The sequence below is a fragment of the Malaciobacter marinus genome (genome assembly GCF_003544855.1).
GTDB classification, from domain to species: domain Bacteria; phylum Campylobacterota; class Campylobacteria; order Campylobacterales; family Arcobacteraceae; genus Malaciobacter; species Malaciobacter marinus.
On sequence record NZ_CP032101.1, the window covers coordinates 721,261 to 736,729 of the forward strand.

18 protein-coding genes are annotated in these 15,469 nt (G+C 26.7%); 11 read left to right on the forward strand and 7 right to left on the reverse strand.

The features are described 5' to 3' along the window. The first annotated feature begins 28 nt into the window (after positions 1-28). Positions 29-376, forward strand: coding sequence for a hypothetical protein (locus tag AMRN_RS03565; RefSeq protein ID WP_099311114.1), 348 nt, complete (start codon positions 29-31; stop codon positions 374-376). Positions 377-395: 19 nt separating this feature from the next. On the opposite strand, the gene AMRN_RS03570 is transcribed toward AMRN_RS03565, so the two are convergent. From AMRN_RS03570 to AMRN_RS03580, 3 genes are read right to left on the reverse strand one after another with little or no spacing between them, the layout of a single operon-like run. Beyond that, the gene (locus AMRN_RS03570) at positions 396-2,609 is read right to left on the reverse strand and encodes a bifunctional diguanylate cyclase/phosphodiesterase (protein WP_118897358.1); all 2,214 of its coding nucleotides are present in this window, start codon (positions 2,607-2,609) and stop codon (positions 396-398) included. A 10-nt stretch (positions 2,610-2,619) separates the two neighbouring features. Then, positions 2,620-3,267: a transglutaminase-like cysteine peptidase gene (locus AMRN_RS03575; RefSeq protein ID WP_099345516.1), complete on the reverse strand. Its 648-nt coding sequence runs from the start codon at positions 3,265-3,267 to the stop codon at positions 2,620-2,622. A 52-nt stretch (positions 3,268-3,319) separates the two neighbouring features. Further along, positions 3,320-4,630, reverse strand: a complete 1,311-nt coding sequence (locus AMRN_RS03580) for an MFS transporter (protein ID WP_099311116.1) — start codon at positions 4,628-4,630, stop codon at positions 3,320-3,322. Between the two features lie 158 nt (positions 4,631-4,788). Here AMRN_RS03580 and AMRN_RS03585 point away from each other — a divergent pair, with 158 nt between their 5' ends. Then, entirely contained in the window at positions 4,789-5,379 is a 591-nt protein-coding gene (locus AMRN_RS03585; RefSeq protein WP_099311117.1) for a non-canonical purine NTP pyrophosphatase, read from the forward strand. On the opposite strand, the gene AMRN_RS03590 is transcribed toward AMRN_RS03585, so the two are convergent. From AMRN_RS03590 to AMRN_RS03605, 4 genes are read right to left on the reverse strand one after another with little or no spacing between them, the layout of a single operon-like run. Further along, a complete protein-coding gene (locus AMRN_RS03590; protein WP_099311118.1) occupies positions 5,369-5,695 on the reverse strand; it encodes a hypothetical protein in 327 nt (108 codons plus the stop codon). The genes AMRN_RS03585 and AMRN_RS03590 overlap by 11 nt on opposite strands. Then, complete coding sequence (locus AMRN_RS03595) at positions 5,692-6,045, reverse strand: hypothetical protein (RefSeq protein WP_152031930.1); 354 nt, start codon at positions 6,043-6,045, stop codon at positions 5,692-5,694. Before AMRN_RS03595 ends, AMRN_RS03590 begins: the two co-directional genes overlap by 4 nt. Next, entirely contained in the window at positions 6,029-6,343 is a 315-nt protein-coding gene (locus AMRN_RS03600; protein ID WP_099311120.1) for a type II secretion system protein, read from the reverse strand. Before AMRN_RS03600 ends, AMRN_RS03595 begins: the two co-directional genes overlap by 17 nt. Then, the gene (locus AMRN_RS03605) at positions 6,312-7,076 is read right to left on the reverse strand and encodes a pyrroline-5-carboxylate reductase (RefSeq protein WP_099311121.1); all 765 of its coding nucleotides are present in this window, start codon (positions 7,074-7,076) and stop codon (positions 6,312-6,314) included. The genes AMRN_RS03600 and AMRN_RS03605 overlap by 32 nt, the downstream gene beginning before the upstream one ends. 112 nt (positions 7,077-7,188) lie before the next feature. On the opposite strand from AMRN_RS03605, the gene AMRN_RS03610 reads away from it, so the two are divergent. The 9 genes from AMRN_RS03610 (at position 7,189) to AMRN_RS03650 (ending at position 15,469) form a co-directional block, all read left to right on the forward strand. Beyond that, the gene (locus AMRN_RS03610) at positions 7,189-7,848 is read left to right on the forward strand and encodes an outer membrane protein assembly factor BamD (protein WP_099311122.1); all 660 of its coding nucleotides are present in this window, start codon (positions 7,189-7,191) and stop codon (positions 7,846-7,848) included. A 33-nt stretch (positions 7,849-7,881) separates the two neighbouring features. Beyond that, positions 7,882-10,299, forward strand: coding sequence for an endopeptidase La (gene lon, locus AMRN_RS03615; protein ID WP_099311123.1), 2,418 nt, complete (start codon positions 7,882-7,884; stop codon positions 10,297-10,299). Positions 10,300-10,302: 3 nt separating this feature from the next. Beyond that, on the forward strand, positions 10,303-10,857 hold the full coding sequence (locus tag AMRN_RS03620) for a hypothetical protein (protein ID WP_099311124.1): 555 nt from the start codon (positions 10,303-10,305) through the stop codon (positions 10,855-10,857). Further along, complete coding sequence (locus AMRN_RS03625) at positions 10,847-11,386, forward strand: rhomboid family intramembrane serine protease (RefSeq protein WP_099311125.1); 540 nt, start codon at positions 10,847-10,849, stop codon at positions 11,384-11,386. The genes AMRN_RS03620 and AMRN_RS03625 overlap by 11 nt, the downstream gene beginning before the upstream one ends. Positions 11,387-11,626: 240 nt before the next feature. After that, positions 11,627-12,892: a DNA polymerase Y family protein gene (locus tag AMRN_RS03630; RefSeq protein WP_099311126.1), complete on the forward strand. Its 1,266-nt coding sequence runs from the start codon at positions 11,627-11,629 to the stop codon at positions 12,890-12,892. A 48-nt stretch (positions 12,893-12,940) separates the two neighbouring features. Continuing rightward, positions 12,941-13,255, forward strand: a complete 315-nt coding sequence (locus tag AMRN_RS03635; RefSeq protein WP_099311127.1) for a hypothetical protein — start codon at positions 12,941-12,943, stop codon at positions 13,253-13,255. A 10-nt stretch (positions 13,256-13,265) separates the two neighbouring features. Next, a complete protein-coding gene (locus AMRN_RS03640) occupies positions 13,266-13,661 on the forward strand; it encodes a hypothetical protein (RefSeq protein WP_099311128.1) in 396 nt (131 codons plus the stop codon). Positions 13,662-13,757: 96 nt separating this feature from the next. Continuing rightward, complete coding sequence (locus tag AMRN_RS03645; RefSeq protein WP_099311129.1) at positions 13,758-14,165, forward strand: PAS domain-containing protein; 408 nt, start codon at positions 13,758-13,760, stop codon at positions 14,163-14,165. Between the two features lie 2 nt (positions 14,166-14,167). Beyond that, entirely contained in the window at positions 14,168-15,469 is a 1,302-nt protein-coding gene (locus tag AMRN_RS03650) for a methyl-accepting chemotaxis protein (RefSeq protein WP_099311130.1), read from the forward strand.

Sequence of the window (15,469 nt, forward strand, 5' to 3'; positions counted from 1 at the left end):
TAATGTTAGTAGGAATAAAGGAGTGATTATGGGTGTAAATGAGATTGCAATTAATAGTTTAAGTGAATTACAGTTAATTCAACTTGCAAAGAAAAGTAGTGATGTAGAGCTTTTACATAGGCTTAGTCAAAGTTCATATCCAACAGTTAGAAGATGTGTAGCTAGAAGTAGAAATACTTCAAGAAAGACTATTGATACTCTTGCGTGTGATTCTGCATTAAATGTTTCATTTATTGCAAATAATAATCCTAATTGCACCATAAAAAAAAGTAAAAATAGTGAACATCCATGTGTTATTTGTTATGTGGATGAAGAAGAATATATCTCAAGATGTGATTCTTGTGAAAACTTGAAGTTTTTTAAGGCTAGTATATGAAGCTTTTTGCTTCATATATTTACCTACTTGCTCCATATACTTTTAATTCTTTTACCTTTTGTAAATCTTCGTCATCTTTAATATTTTCTGCAAATAGTTTTATATTTAAAAGATGAGTTAATTCAACCATTGCTTCTATAAAGCTTTGTTTTGAAGGATCATTTTTTACATTGTTACTATATTCTCTTGCAAGTCTTATATAATCTAAATCAAGATTTTTAATATCATCTAATGCAATAAATTTTGATTCAAATCTTTTTATAATTACTTTTGCATTTAGTTCATGTACTATTGTGACAAAATCTTTGAACTTCTCAATATCTTTAGTAACTGCATAAGCTGTAAGAGAAAATACAAGTTGATGAGATATATCTTTATACTTGTGTAGTGTTTGTCTAAGCCAAAGGATAAAGTTTAAATCATCAATTGAATCAAGTGATAAGTTAATTGAAATTGAGTGTTTAATATTTTCTAGTTTTATATCACTAATAACTTTTGAAATAACTGCTTTATCAAAGTCAACTATTTTTTCATACTGCTCTGCAATAGATACAAAAGTACCAATAGGAATATCTTTATTATCTAAATCATAAGCTTTTGTAAAAGCTTCTTGCATTACAAGTTGATTCTCATCATCACCATTTAAAACTTTTGCATCACCAATATAACTTATTTCAAATCTTTGATTTTTTATAATATCAAATATTAAAGTTCTCCATGCTTTCATATCTCTTACTAAATCATCACTATCTCTAATAAAAGCTTCATTTGGGCCTATTAGTTTTGCTTTTTCATATGCTTCGTTTGCTGCATGAAGCATTTGATCTGTCGTTCCAATAGGATTAAAAGGAGTTGCCCCAATATGCGCAATTTCATCTTTGCCAACCTCATTTGCAAGGTTTTCAAACTCTCTTTTTATTGTAGCTGTTAACTCTTGTGCTTGTTCATAATTTATTCCATCTGTAATTAATGCAAATTCAGAACCATAAAATCTATAAGCACTGATATTTATATTTTTACAAGCTTTGCACTCTTTTAAAATTGAAGCAAACTTCTTGATAAATTTATTAACTTCTTCATTTGTATGTTGTTTTGCAAACTCTCCTAAACTATCAATTTTTATAGTAAAAATATAACCATTAGATTTAGATATAAACATTTTTTTCATATCTGTTTCAACTGTTTGTTTTAGATTTAATCCTGTAAGTTCATCTTTTGATAATTTTTGAGTTATATTTTCTAAATTTTTATTTAATTTTGTTATTACTGATTCTATTTTTGTTGACATTTCATTCATTGAAATTGCAACATTTTTAATTTCAGTAGTCCAAGGAAGTTTATCAATAGTTTTAAAATTTCCTATTGCAATACTTCTTGCAAGTTTTTCTATATTTTTAAGTGGTTTTAAAAGATATTGTACAAATACAAAAAGTAATGCCATTGATACTATAAATGCTATTATTGAATATAAAACTCCACTTTTTGCTTGCTCATATAATTTTGCATAAGCATCACCTGCATTTGCACTTACATAAATAGTTGCAGTGGTTTTCCAACCATTACTTATTTGACTTTCCATCTCTTTTAAGTTTATAGAGATTGCATTTACGAACCATTGTGGAACATATTCAAATTTTTCATCTCTTGTTACCTTTACAATTGTATTATCAATAACAATTGTTGAAAAAGTATCAATGCTTTTTTCATTTTTTGAAGCTGTAAAGTAAATTTTTATGTTTTTTTGTTTTAAATCTCCATTTGGAATAAACTTATATTGAGTAGGTTTATTTTCTTTAAGGTTAAGTTCTTGATTATTTTCTAAAGCTTCAAGCTCTTGCATTAAATCCAAATCATCGCTATTAGTTTCTATATTTCCAAGGTTTTTATCTACTTTAATATTTTCTACTTCCCAACTATTATCAATACTTTTATCGTTTGCATTTTTTATAAGTTGCGCTTTTTTAATAGTAAAAAGTGTATCTTCAAGTCTTATTTCTTTATAAAAACCTCTATTTGCAATAGCATTTATTATTGATTTTATTTCTGCATCATTTTTATCTTTCATAAGTCCTTTTAGACTCATTCCAAGTGCAGTTGCTGTATCTTGTGCTTTTGTACTAGCTTCTGTTTCAAGATACTCTTTTGCATTTTTTACACTTATTATAAAATTACCTGTAAAAATAATCAAAAAGATAAATGCTATTATGATATATAACTGTTTTGATAATGACATGTTTTTTCCTTTAAAATCTACTCATTAAATCTTTCCAAGATTTTAGATTATTACTTCCAATTTTTTCAGAAGTTTTTCCTTTATTTTTTGCTCTGTATAATCCGCCTGCATTAAAACTATAAACAGGTTTTAAATCTTCTCTTTTAGTGGCTAATTTCAATCTTTTGTTGATATTATCAAGTACAATCGGAGTTGCATTTGGTTTATGATAATAAGTAAGTACCATATGTGCTTGCTCATATTTAGAGTTTTTTCTAAGTAGTTTTACATAAACAATTCTTAGCTTCTCATCTTCTATTCCAAGTTGTCTTAATGTAAAATACTTAGCAATAGCATAATCTTCACAATCACCTGCACCTGTTCCTAAAAATTCAAATGGACTTGCCCAATAGTCGTTTTTACCCCAATGAATAGAGTCAAGTTTATATGGTATTTTATTAAAAAAGTCATTTACCATTTTAAGTTTATATAAAAGCTTTTTATCTTTTGCTGATTCTATTAAGTCATCCCATAAAAGGACTCTTTTTGAAGCTTTCTTTCCATATTTTTTAGTAAATTCATTGAATTTTTCTTGGGAGAAATTTTTAGGAATAGTTGCTGTAGAAAATGAGGCAAGAAATAAAAAGGTTATTACTACTGCAACAATTGTCCTTTTCATTTTCTTACCTCTATTTGAAATTATAACTATGATAGTTATAGTATAGAAGAAATTATTTTAATAAACTCTTAACACCGTCTTCATCTATCAAATTACTGTCATATTTTACAACTATTATATTTTCAGTTTCATTGATATACCACTCATCAATATTTTTATTGTGTAGATTACTTGCATTTTCTCTTTTAAATTCATCTAAATTTAAATAAGACATTTTTTTCTTTGATGGATTTGGCATTGTAGCTATTAATATTATCCAAATAATACAAATAACAGCAATAACAATAACTAAAGTACTTAAAGATACATCTTCAAAAAATATACCTCCTAAAAGACCACCTACAAAAGTTCCTAAGTAACCAAATGAATTAAATACTCCAAGAACTAAGCCTCTTTGATGAACTTTTGCAAACTTTGATGCAAGTGATTGCATTATAGGTTCATGCATATTAAAGCCAGAGAAGAAAATTACAACTCCAATTATAAAACCAATTGAACTAGTTGATGTACCAATTATCATATATGATACTCCAAAAAATGCAATTCCTATCATAAGAACTTCTTTATACTTTCCTTTTTTTTCTGCAAGAATTGCAGCAGGTGCCATAGATAAAATACCTACTATCATTGCTGGAAGATATACTTTCCATAATTCTGCAAAATCCCATTGAAAGTTTTTTATTAAAACCATTGGAATTATCATAAATGCAAATGTCATTAAACCTTTTTGCAAAAAGTTTGTAAGATGCATTTTTAAAATATTTGGATTTGCTAAAGTATCAGATAAATTTGCTTTTGCATTATATGTATGTGTAATATGTGGAGGGTTTGGAACTGCTTTAAATAAAATTACTATTGAACTTAAAGCTAAAACCATAGTAATATAAAATAGTGTTTCAACACCTGCTACTGCACTAATTGTAGGCCCTGCAAGCATTGATATGGCAAAACTTATAGCAATAAATCCACCCATTACTGCCATGGCTTTTGGTCTTTGCTCTTCTTTTACTATATCACTAATCATAGCAGTAACAACAGCACCAATTGCACCGGCACCTTGTAATAACCTACCAAACATTAAAGTATAAATATCTTCTGAAATAGCACAGAAGTATGAACCAACTGCGAAAAGTAAAAGACCTGTTACAATTGTGCCTTTTCTTCCTAATTTATCACTCATAACTCCAAATGGCACTTGAAAAAGCATTTGTGTTAAGGCATAACCACCAACTACGATACCTACAATCTCTGTTGTTGCCCCTTTTAAGTTCATTGCATAAGCTGATAATACTGGCAATACTAAAAATAGTCCTAAAAATCTTAAAGCTATAATGGAACTTAGAGGAATTATTGATTTAATCATATTATATAATCCTGAATTTTTTAAATAGGCGAAGATTATATATTAATAAAGTTAATAAGATGTTAAAAGATAATTTTGTAAAAAGTGTTTAAGTTTTCTCATAAAGCAGAGATTCTTTAATCTTTTAATATAATAAAAAAAAGAGTTTAAGGAATTATATGAAAATTGTTTTAGCAAGTGCAAATCAAGGTAAAATAAAAGAGTTTAAAACACTTCTTCCCTCACATGAAATAGTAACGTACAAAGAGTTATTAGGAGATATTGAAATTGTTGAAGATAAGGATAGTTTTAAAGGTAATGCTATAAAAAAAGCACAATCAATATATGATTTATTAAAAGATGAAAATGCCATTGTAATTTCAGATGATAGTGGAATTACAGTTCCTGCAATAAATAATGAACCAGGCATTTATTCAGCAAGATATGCAAGAAACAATGCAAGTGACAAAGAAAATAATGAAAAATTAATTTCAAAATTAAATGAGAAAAATTTAGAAAAAACAGAAGCTTTTTATACAGCTTGTATAGCAATTGTTTATAAAAGTGAAGTTTATACAGTTCATGGGTGGATGCATGGAAATGTTATAAATAGACAATTAGGTGAGGGTGGATTTGGATATGATCCTATGTTTATTCCAAATAATTATGATAAAACTTTAGGACAACTTCCCTATGAAGTAAAAAAATCATTTTCCCATAGAACTAAAGCTTTAAATCTTGCTTTAAAAGTTTTAGATACTATTTTGTAAGAGTTTTTTGAACTCTTACTTTGAAGTTTTTTGCTTTTACTTCTAAAGAGATTTTATGCTTTAAAGCTATTTTTTTAAATATAGCTTTAATATAAAACTCTTTATTATCTATTATAATTTCATTTATATCATCTATTTCTTCAAGTGAATTAATATACTCTTCTAAAAATATAAGATGATTCAAAGCTTGAATATATACATATTTATTTGTAAGATTTGTACTATTCACAGATTTTGTTTCAAATATTTTGATACTAATTAAACTTAAAATTGTTACTATTAAAATAGTAAAAAGTAGAATAAAAGATTTCTTCATATTTTTATTACCCACTTTATTTTATAAATATTATTATATATGAAACTAATAATTTTAAAATTTTGTTTATTTTGTATTTTAAAATTTGAGATATTCTCTAAAAATAAAGAGTTCTCAATATATAAATTATTGTTCTTAAAAGATAAATTATTGATATAATTTGGATTTTTTTCTAAAATTATTCTTGAACTTAACAAGTCTAATTGAGAAATACTAATATTTTGTGAAGTTTTAGCATTTTGATAAATATTTGTTATTATTTTAAAACTACTAATTAATATAATCGAAGCAATAACTATTACTAAAAGTAACTCTAAAGTTATAAATGCACATTTATTTTTGCAATTCATATTTATATACACTTATATTATCTTTGTTGTAAAGTATTTTTCTTACATTGATACTTTTAACTGTTTTATCTTGAATTATTCTTAGAGTTTCATCTTTTTTAGAAAAACTATTTGAATAATCTTTCAAAATAAACAAATTTTGTATATTTTCAAGTTTTTCAAACTTTTTTTTATAACTATTATAAAAGCTTAGTTTATACACTAAGCTTATTACAATAGCTAAAATAGTAAGACTAATTAAAGTCTCAAATAAAGTAAAAGCTTTTTTATTTTTTACTAAGTTCTGTTGCTTTTGCATGTGAAGCTTCTATCGCTTTTATCATAGCATCTCTTACTTTTCCTTCTTCAAGCATAGCAACACCTGCTGCTGTTGTTCCCCCTGGACTCATAACAGAATCTTTGATGATTGCTGGATGAGTTTTTGCTAAAAGTGCAGATGTTCCAGCAAAAAGTCCATGAACAAGCTCATTTGTAATATGTCTTTCTAATCCAGCCTTAACAGCACCATCAGAAATAGCTTCTGCTATAATTGCAAGTAAAGCAGGACCACTTCCTGCAACTGCTGTTGCAATATCAAGTTGAGCTTCTGTATTTACCCAAACAGTTTTTCCAATAGCATCAAAAATTTCAAGTGCTGCTATTTTTGCTTCTTTATCTCCTGTAATAGTTGTCATTGACATAGACATTGAAGCTGCAATATTTGGCATAGTTCTTATATAGAATTTTGCATGTATTTGTTTTTTTAAAGTTTCAAGTTTAGTTCCTGCTAATATTGAGTATAGTGTATTTGCAGTTCCAGTTAATCTTACAGAAACACTTTGTAAAGCATAAGGTTTTACACAAAAAATAATATTTTTATCTGTTATATCTTCGTGGTCATCTATTACTTTTATTTCAATTTGGGGAATTTTCTCTTGCATTTTTTTTAATTTTGTAATATCTCTTCCTATAACTTCTACTTCATAGTTTTTAACTAAACCTTTAGCTAGCGATTGAGCCATAATACCATTGCCTATTAATGTTAGTTTCATAATCTGCCTTTTTCTTTGATTTTATATAGTATATCAAATAATTAATAATATTTTTTATTTCATATAAGCAAGTATTAGATAAAATACTACTTTTATGAAAAGGATTATTAAAATGATTAGAAACTTGAAGTTAAAAAATATGTTATTGATTTGTTCTGCGGGCTTCATCCTAGCCTCTTGTTCTTCTAAAAGTGATAGAATACAAGAGTATGATAGACCTGCTCTTTATTGGTATAATAAAATGACAAAACAAATAGCAGATTATGATTTAGAAGCTGCAGATGATACATTTACATCATTAGAAAGTGAGCATAGAAACTCACCACTTCTACCAACTTCTTTGATTATTTTGGCAAATGCACATATGCAAGAAGAACAGTATGCATTAGCTAATTTTTATTTAGACGAGTACATTAAAAGATTTACTATTAGTAAAGATATTGATTATGTTAGGTTTCTTAAAATTAAAGCAAACTTTTTAGGTTTTTCTTATCAGTTAAGAGATCAACAGTTATTAGATGATACTATTGAAGATATAAAAGTTTTTAAGCAAAAATATCCACGATCAAAATATATGCCATTAATTGATACTATAAATGCAAGAGTTCATATGGCAAAAGCACAATTAGATATAGCAATTGCAGATTTATATAAAAGACTAGATAAGCCTAAAGCTGCAAAAGTTTATAAAGAAAAAGCTGAAAAAACTTGGACTAAAACAGAAGATATAAAAGAGGTTGAAGTACCTTTTTACAGAGCAATATTTGAATAAATACAATAAAGTATTATAATAAGGAGAAGTTTGATGGAATTAGAAAATTATGATTCATTTCCACAAGAAATACCATTAATAATTGAAGAAGATATATTTTTATATCCTTTTATGATTGCACCATTATTTTTAGATGATAAAGAAAATATCGCAGCAGTTGAAGAAGCTATAAACAATGATAAGCTTGTAATTGTTACAGTTAGTAAACCAGGTCATGAAAATAGCAGAAAAGAAGGGGATTTTTATGATGTTGGTGTGATTGGTAATATCATGAGAAAAGTATCTTTGCCAGATGGTAAGACAAAAGTACTTTTCCAAGGATTAGCAAAAGGTAAAATTTTAAATTATAGTGAAGAAAAGAATACAGTTGCAAAAGTTGATTTACATGAAACAAAAGAGTATTCACAAGAATCAATTGATTCTATTATTGAAGTACTAAGAGATCAAGTAAAAAAACTTTCTAGGGTAAACTCAAAATTTCCAGTTGATTTAATCAAAACAATTGAAGAGAATGACGATGCTGTTAGAATTGCTGATTTAATTTCATCTGTATTAAGAATTAAAAAAGATGATGCTTATAAGCTTTTTTCTGAAACTGATATAGAAAAGAGACTTTTAGAGATAATTGAAACAATCAAAAAAGAAATAGAAGCATTGAAAATTCAAAAAGAGATAACTCAAAAAGTAAACTCTAAAATTGAAAAAACACACAAAGATTATTTTTTGAAAGAGCAAATAAAAGCTATTCAAAAAGAATTAGGTTCTGATAATCAAAAAGACAATGAGATTAAAGCCTATAAAAAGAAGTTAAAAAAAATCAAAAACTCTATGCCAAAAGAGGGCTATAAAGAGACAAAAAAACAGATTGAAAAACTTAGTAGAATGCATCAAGATTCACCTGATGCTTCACTTTTACAAACGTATATAGAACAAGTTTTAGAAATACCATTTGGTGAGTATGCTGATGCAAGAATTTCTGTTACAAATGTTGAAGAACAATTAAATAAAGATCACTACTCACTTGATAAAGCAAAAGAGAGAATTGCGGAGTATTTTGCAGTAAAAGAGTTACTAGAATTAAGAAATATTGAGACTTTAAAATCTAAAGGAACAGTTTTATGTTTTGTTGGACCTCCAGGTGTTGGTAAAACTTCACTTGCAAACTCAATTTCAAAAGCATTACATAGACCACTTGAAAGAATTGCACTAGGTGGTATGGAAGATGTAAATGAGTTAAGAGGACATAGAAGAACATATGTGGGAGCAATGCCAGGTAGACTTGTGAAAAGTTTAGTTGATGCAAAAAAAATGAATCCAGTTGTTGTTCTTGACGAAATTGATAAACTTGGAGCAAATCACAGAGGTGACCCAACAGCTGTGATGTTAGAAGTATTAGACCCTGAACAAAACCATGAGTTTAGAGATTTATACTTAAACTTTGCTATTGATTTATCACAAGTTATTTTTGTTGCAACGGCAAATGATTTAAGAAGAATACCACCTGCATTAAAAGATAGAATGGAGTTTATTGAAATTAGCTCTTATACTCCAAATGAAAAATATCATATTGCAAAAGATTATTTAATTCCTCAAGAATTAGAAAAACATGGACTTAAAAAAAGTGAAATCTCTATGAGTAAACCAACAATAGAGAAAATCATTTCTGAGTATACAAGAGAAGCTGGGGTTAGAAATTTAAGAAGAGTATTTTCAAAACTATTTAGAAAAGCAGTTAAAAAAATAGTATCTGAAAATGACACTTCAAAAGTTTCAATAAATACTCAAAATCTAAAACATTATTTAGATAACCCAATTTTTGAAATTGATCAAGCTGATAAAAAAAGTCAAGTAGGTGTTGCAAATGGACTTGCTTGGACAGCAGTTGGTGGAGATGTTTTAAAAACAGAAGCTGTTAAGTTAAGAGGAAAAGGAATACTTTCAGTAACTGGTAATATGGGTGATGTTATGAAAGAGTCTTCAAGAATCTCTTACTCTGTTGTAAAACTTTTGATTGATGAAAGAAAACTAAAAGTTGATGAAAAAGTTATACCAAAAACAGCAAAAGAGAAAGAAGATAATATAAGTGTTGATGTTAGTGAAATTTATAAAAGATATGATATTCATTTACATATTCCAGAAGGTGCTACTCCAAAAGATGGACCAAGTGCTGGTATTACTATGGCTACAACAATAGCATCTATTTTGACAAATAAAGCTGTTAAGTCTGATATTGCAATGACAGGAGAGCTTACTTTAACAGGAAAAGTTCTTCCTATTGGTGGATTAAAAGAAAAATTAATTGCAGCACATAAAGCCAAAATGAAAAAAGTATTAATTCCTAGAAAAAATTTCCAAAGAGATTTAGATGATATTCCATCAGAAGTTAAAAAATCAATGGAGATTAAAGCAGTTGATACAATAGATGATGTATTAAAAGAAACTTTAATATAAAATATGAGAAGAGGGGCTAATCCAAGTCAAATTATAAATAATTTTTTTACTTTTGGAACTATTGTAATAGTTTCAATTGTAATTACTCTTTATTCAAAATATTTTGGAGATATGCAAGAAAAAGAACAAAAAAAAGAAATTGTTAGACTTGCATGTCTTGATGAAAATTCTACTTTAAGAATAAAAAATAAAAAAATCTTACAAAACTCATTAAAAGCTTTAGAAAAGGGATATTATAAATTAAGTGGTGGATATATAGAATCACTTAATACAATCTCTTATATCAAAGAGTATATAAGTTTAGCAGAACAAGATAGCTATTTTGTAGATGCAATTCAAATGGCACCTTTGCAAAACCCTGTAAAGTATCTCACAATCAAATATGAACTTGTAGAAAATGAAAGAGAAAAAAAAGATTTTGGGGCAATAAACATTTCTATTAGAATAAAAGGAAAAGAGATATTTGGAGTATTTACCAATTTAGTTTATTTTGATAAAATACAATTGAGAAAAATCACGGATTGTGCAATAAGGACATTTAAAGCAAATGCAAAATAAAAACTTAACCCTTACAAATATAATAATTGCAATTACAGTATTGATGTATATCATTCAAATAAATATAAATTATGGAAGTTTAGTCTTAGGATTAAATCGATATATGGTTATCGAGGGATTTTGGTGGCAACCATTATCAACAATGTTTGCACATGGTGGTATTGGACATTTGGGTATGAATATGTTTGTACTTTATCAATTTGGTAATGCAGTAGAAAGATATAAAGGTAAAACTGTTTTATTTATAGCTTATTTTGTATTTGGTCTACTTACATCTTTGGTGAGTTTTTTATATATACTATTTTTAGACAATCATGTAAATTTAGTTGGAGCTTCTGGTGCTATTTGTGCACTTTTAGGATATGTTGCTCTTGTGGATACCTATCAAAGAAAAGGTATTGTTACTTGGATTTTACTAATCTCTGTTGCACCACTACTAATAGGACTTCCTATTGCTTGGTATTCTCACTTAATAGGACTTGCAATAGGTTATACAGGTGGACTTTTATTAAGAAAGTTTAAAAATTAATTCATAAAAAAAGTTACAATACTCATAATAATTAAAACAATAGCTAAAGCTTTAAATATATCTTTTAAATTTACTGTTGGGTTTAAAATCCCGCAGTAAGGGCATTGTCTTTTTTTAGCTTCAACTTCTCTTTTACAGTTTCTACACTTTTCTATAATTTATCCTTTTATAATTTTTCAAATAATATCACAATATGAAATATTTTTGGCTTATAAACTTTTTATGTGATAAAATAAAAACATGTTTATACACCTAGATTTAGATTGTTTTTTTGTATCTGCTCATAGAATTATTGATAAAAGTTTAGAAAATATTCCTGTTGCTGTTGGAGGACGAAGTAACTTAAGTATATTTGATACTAAAAATCAAAAAAGAACTATTAGTAATAATTCTGGTGCTTTTGTAGGATCTATTTTTACAGATGAAAATACAAAAACATTTAAAGAGTATTATAAAGACGAAAATGGAAGAATAAGAGGCATCATAACAACATCATCATATGAAGCAAGAGCTTATGGAGTGAAAACTGCCATGAGTGTAAATGAAGCTTTAAAACTTTGCCCACATCTTCTTATGATACCACCTAATTATCCTTTATATCATGATTTGTCACAAAAACTAAGTGCATTATTGAAAAAAGAGATTCCTTTAGTTGAACAGTTTAGTATTGATGAGTTTTTTGGTGATGTTACGGGTTATATAAATGAAGATGAAGTTTTTGATTTTGCAAACTATTTAAAACAAAAGATTAAAAATGATTTAGGTTTACCCATATCAATAGGAATAGCTCATTCAAAATATCTTTCAAAACTAATAACAGAATATGCAAAACCAGATGGAATAAAACATATAAAAAAAGAACATATTCCAAATTTTATAAAAGATATTCCAATAGAAGAGTTTCCTGGAATTGGTAAAGGCTATTCCCAAAAACTAAGAGGTTATGGAGTAAGAACATTAGGAGATATAAAAGATAAAAAAGAGCTATTTTATTCTTGGAAAAAACCAGGAATTCAACTATATAATAGAGTTTGTGGCATCAACGATAGAAAACTTAGTACAACAAGAGATAAAAAATCAATTGGAATAGGAAGAAGTTTTGATGTGGTATATGAAAGAGTTGAATTAATTAGAAGAGCTATGATACTTTGTAGATATCTTTGTTTTTTAGTGAAAAAAGAGAATGTAAATCCATTGACGTACTCCATTTTTATAAAATATGAGTATGGAATAAAATCAAAAGATTATGTAAATGTAAATACTATTTTTAATGAAAGTGATTTTAAATTGAAAATAAAAGAACTTTTTGTAAAAAGTGACAAACATCCAAAGCATGGAGTGATACAATTAAATATAACTGTTTCCAATTTTGCTGATAATAGAAAGTTTACCTATAATCTTTTTGAGTACGAAACTGATTTAAAGAAAAAAGAACTTACAAACAAAGTACAAAATTTAAGAGATAAATTTGGCATTGATATTATTAAAACTGCTTCTGAACTATAAAAGTTTTTTTGATTTTAATATGTTATAATCAAAATAAAAAGATATAAAATGAAAATAAAAGAAAGATTAAAACAAAACTCCTCAAAACTTTATAGTATAACTTCTGAAAATGTAACAAAAGCATTTGATTATCCCTCTGTTAAAAGTAAAGAATTAAAAGAGGGAATAAAAAAGAAAATAAGAGAAAAAGCAATTTTAAGTACAAAAGCAAGATTAGCAGAAAGAAATAAAAGTTTCGATGATTATACTGATGAAGAACTAGAAATAATAATTTCAGATGAAGAAAGAAAATTAAAAGATGATTTAAAAACAAAGTCACTAGTAGCAGCACTTGCAATACTAGGATTAGACTTTTTGATATAAAAGATTGTAAATGTTTAGACAAGTGAAATCTGCTATTTTTTGGTATTATTTATATAAATTTAGAAAAAGAGTGATGATAATATCAGCACTTTTAATTATTGCTGTATTTGCAAACTCTATATATACAGATATAGTTGAGTATCTAACTTTAAAAGAGAAATTAGAGTATTTAGAACTAGCTTTAGTTATAAAATGGCTTATAATATTTTCAAATATACTTATTTCTATTTATTTGATTTTAACTTTATTTAAAAGAAAAGATATTGATAAACCACCAGTAAAAAAGAAAAAAGAAAAAAGACAAAGTAATATTAGAAAAGATAATACTAAATTTAGTAAAAGAGAAGAAGAGTTTATAAATAAAAAGAGTTTAAAAACAAAGGCTGAAGCTTTACTTGATAGATAGCTAAAAAACCTTATAGAAAATTTTTTTTACAAAACTACTATAAAAATTTATCCTTTATTATAAAAAAATTCAATATAATTCCAAATAAATTATAATATGGGAAGAATTATATTGAATACTGAGAAAAACTTATCAAAGAATACTATGATAGTATCTGAAACAGATGCTAAAGGAAATATTACTTATGCTAATAATGATTTTTGTAAAATTGCTGGTTTTACAAAAGATGAACTTATAGGACAACCTCACAATATCTTAAGGCATAGTGATATGCCAAAGTCTGCATTTAAAGAGTTATGGGAATATGTACAAAATGGCAAAACTTGGAATGGGATAGTTAAAAATCGATGTAAAAATGATGATTATTATTGGGTAAATGCTACTGTTTATCCTGTTCAAAAAGCTGAAGGAAAAAGATATATCTCAGTAAGAGTGAAGTCAACACAAGAAGAAGTACAAAATGCAATAAAACTTTATAAAAAACTAAAACAAGAAGAGAAATAGTGATGTTTAGTACAAAAAAAGATCTAGATAAAATAAGTTCATTTTTAAATGAATTTGAAGAATATATTACAAATGATAAGAATAGTTTAGATAATCTAGAAAAAATAGAGAAAAAAAAGTTTAAAAAAATAGAAGAAAAAATCTTAAGAATATCAAAAAAAGTTAGAGAAAAAAAGCTAGAAGATTTAAAAGTTTATGGAGAAATAATTTTATCATGTGAAAAAATATCAGATGGTTTTACTGATGATATTATCATTTCAAAATCAAGTGATGCAAAAATATCTTATCTTTGTGAAACGATAAATGCGATGAATTACAAAATTGATAAGAGTATTTTTGAAGTTATACTAAGACTAGAAGAGTATGAAAATCAAAACTACTTAAATGAAGTAGATATTTCACTTTTTAGAGGAGGAAAACTAAAAGAACTACTTTTAGGAATCAACTCATTACGCCAAAAGATTACTGAGAATTTACAAAAAAGTGTAAGAGAATCTTTGATTTTAGAGTATGAATCAGCTAATTTAAAAAATGAGGCTGAAATTTTAGCAAACTCATCTATGAAACAAGCAACAACAATAGAAGAAGCATCAGCATCAATTGATGAAATTAGCTCAAATATAAGTGAGAATAGAAAGCTTACTAGTAATATGGCTTCAATAGGTGAAGATGTTAAAGAAAATGCAATAAAAGGTAAAAAATATTCAATTAAAACTTTAAATTCTATGAAAGATATAAAAGAAGCAACAAATAAAGCAAATGAAGCAATTAGTGCTATTTCTGATATAGCTTTTCAAACAAATATACTTTCTTTAAATGCAGCTGTTGAAGCTGCATCAGCAGGAGAAGCAGGCAAAGGTTTTGCTGTAGTTGCACAAGAAGTTAGAAACCTCGCAAATAAAAGTGCACAAACTGCAAAAAGTATTCAAGAACTTATGGATATTTTGCATGAGAAGACTATAGAAGGTACTAGTGCATCAGAATCTATGAGTGAAGAGTATGAAGTTTTAAGTAATAATATAAAAAATACGATAGAATTAATTAATCAAGTAGATACAGCAACAAAAGAACAAGAACAAAATATTATACAAATAAATAGTGCAGTTTCACAAATAGACACACTTACACAACAAAATGCAGATATTGCTAATAATGTAAAAGTAATTGCAGAACAAAGTAATAATATAGCTGTTAAAGCTGCAAAAAGTGCAAAAGCTGCTCAGTTTGAAGGAAAAGAAAATATCAAAATAAGAAAAAATAAAAATACAGAAAATTATACAAAAGAAGAAAGAAGAAGAGTTTAG

Coding starts and splice junctions, on each gene's coding strand:
- AMRN_RS03585 (WP_099311117.1), top strand. CDS start 4,789: ATGAAAATTGTTTTAGCAAGTGCAAATCAAGGTAAAATAAAAGAGTTT.
- AMRN_RS03595 (WP_152031930.1), bottom strand. CDS start 6,045: ATGAATTGCAAAAATAAATGTGCATTTATAACTTTAGAGTTACTTTTA.
- AMRN_RS03610 (WP_099311122.1), top strand. CDS start 7,189: ATGATTAGAAACTTGAAGTTAAAAAATATGTTATTGATTTGTTCTGCG.
- AMRN_RS03620 (WP_099311124.1), top strand. CDS start 10,303: ATGAGAAGAGGGGCTAATCCAAGTCAAATTATAAATAATTTTTTTACT.
- AMRN_RS03580 (WP_099311116.1), bottom strand. CDS start 4,630: ATGATTAAATCAATAATTCCTCTAAGTTCCATTATAGCTTTAAGATTT.
- AMRN_RS03650 (WP_099311130.1), top strand. CDS start 14,168: ATGTTTAGTACAAAAAAAGATCTAGATAAAATAAGTTCATTTTTAAAT.
- AMRN_RS03600 (WP_099311120.1), bottom strand. CDS start 6,343: ATGCAAAAGCAACAGAACTTAGTAAAAAATAAAAAAGCTTTTACTTTA.
- AMRN_RS03605 (WP_099311121.1), bottom strand. CDS start 7,076: ATGAAACTAACATTAATAGGCAATGGTATTATGGCTCAATCGCTAGCT.
- AMRN_RS03565 (WP_099311114.1), top strand. CDS start 29: ATGGGTGTAAATGAGATTGCAATTAATAGTTTAAGTGAATTACAGTTA.
- AMRN_RS03630 (WP_099311126.1), top strand. CDS start 11,627: ATGTTTATACACCTAGATTTAGATTGTTTTTTTGTATCTGCTCATAGA.
- lon (WP_099311123.1), top strand. CDS start 7,882: ATGGAATTAGAAAATTATGATTCATTTCCACAAGAAATACCATTAATA.
- AMRN_RS03590 (WP_099311118.1), bottom strand. CDS start 5,695: ATGAAGAAATCTTTTATTCTACTTTTTACTATTTTAATAGTAACAATT.
- AMRN_RS03640 (WP_099311128.1), top strand. CDS start 13,266: ATGTTTAGACAAGTGAAATCTGCTATTTTTTGGTATTATTTATATAAA.
- AMRN_RS03645 (WP_099311129.1), top strand. CDS start 13,758: ATGGGAAGAATTATATTGAATACTGAGAAAAACTTATCAAAGAATACT.
- AMRN_RS03625 (WP_099311125.1), top strand. CDS start 10,847: ATGCAAAATAAAAACTTAACCCTTACAAATATAATAATTGCAATTACA.
- AMRN_RS03575 (WP_099345516.1), bottom strand. CDS start 3,267: ATGAAAAGGACAATTGTTGCAGTAGTAATAACCTTTTTATTTCTTGCC.
- AMRN_RS03570 (WP_118897358.1), bottom strand. CDS start 2,609: ATGTCATTATCAAAACAGTTATATATCATAATAGCATTTATCTTTTTG.
- AMRN_RS03635 (WP_099311127.1), top strand. CDS start 12,941: ATGAAAATAAAAGAAAGATTAAAACAAAACTCCTCAAAACTTTATAGT.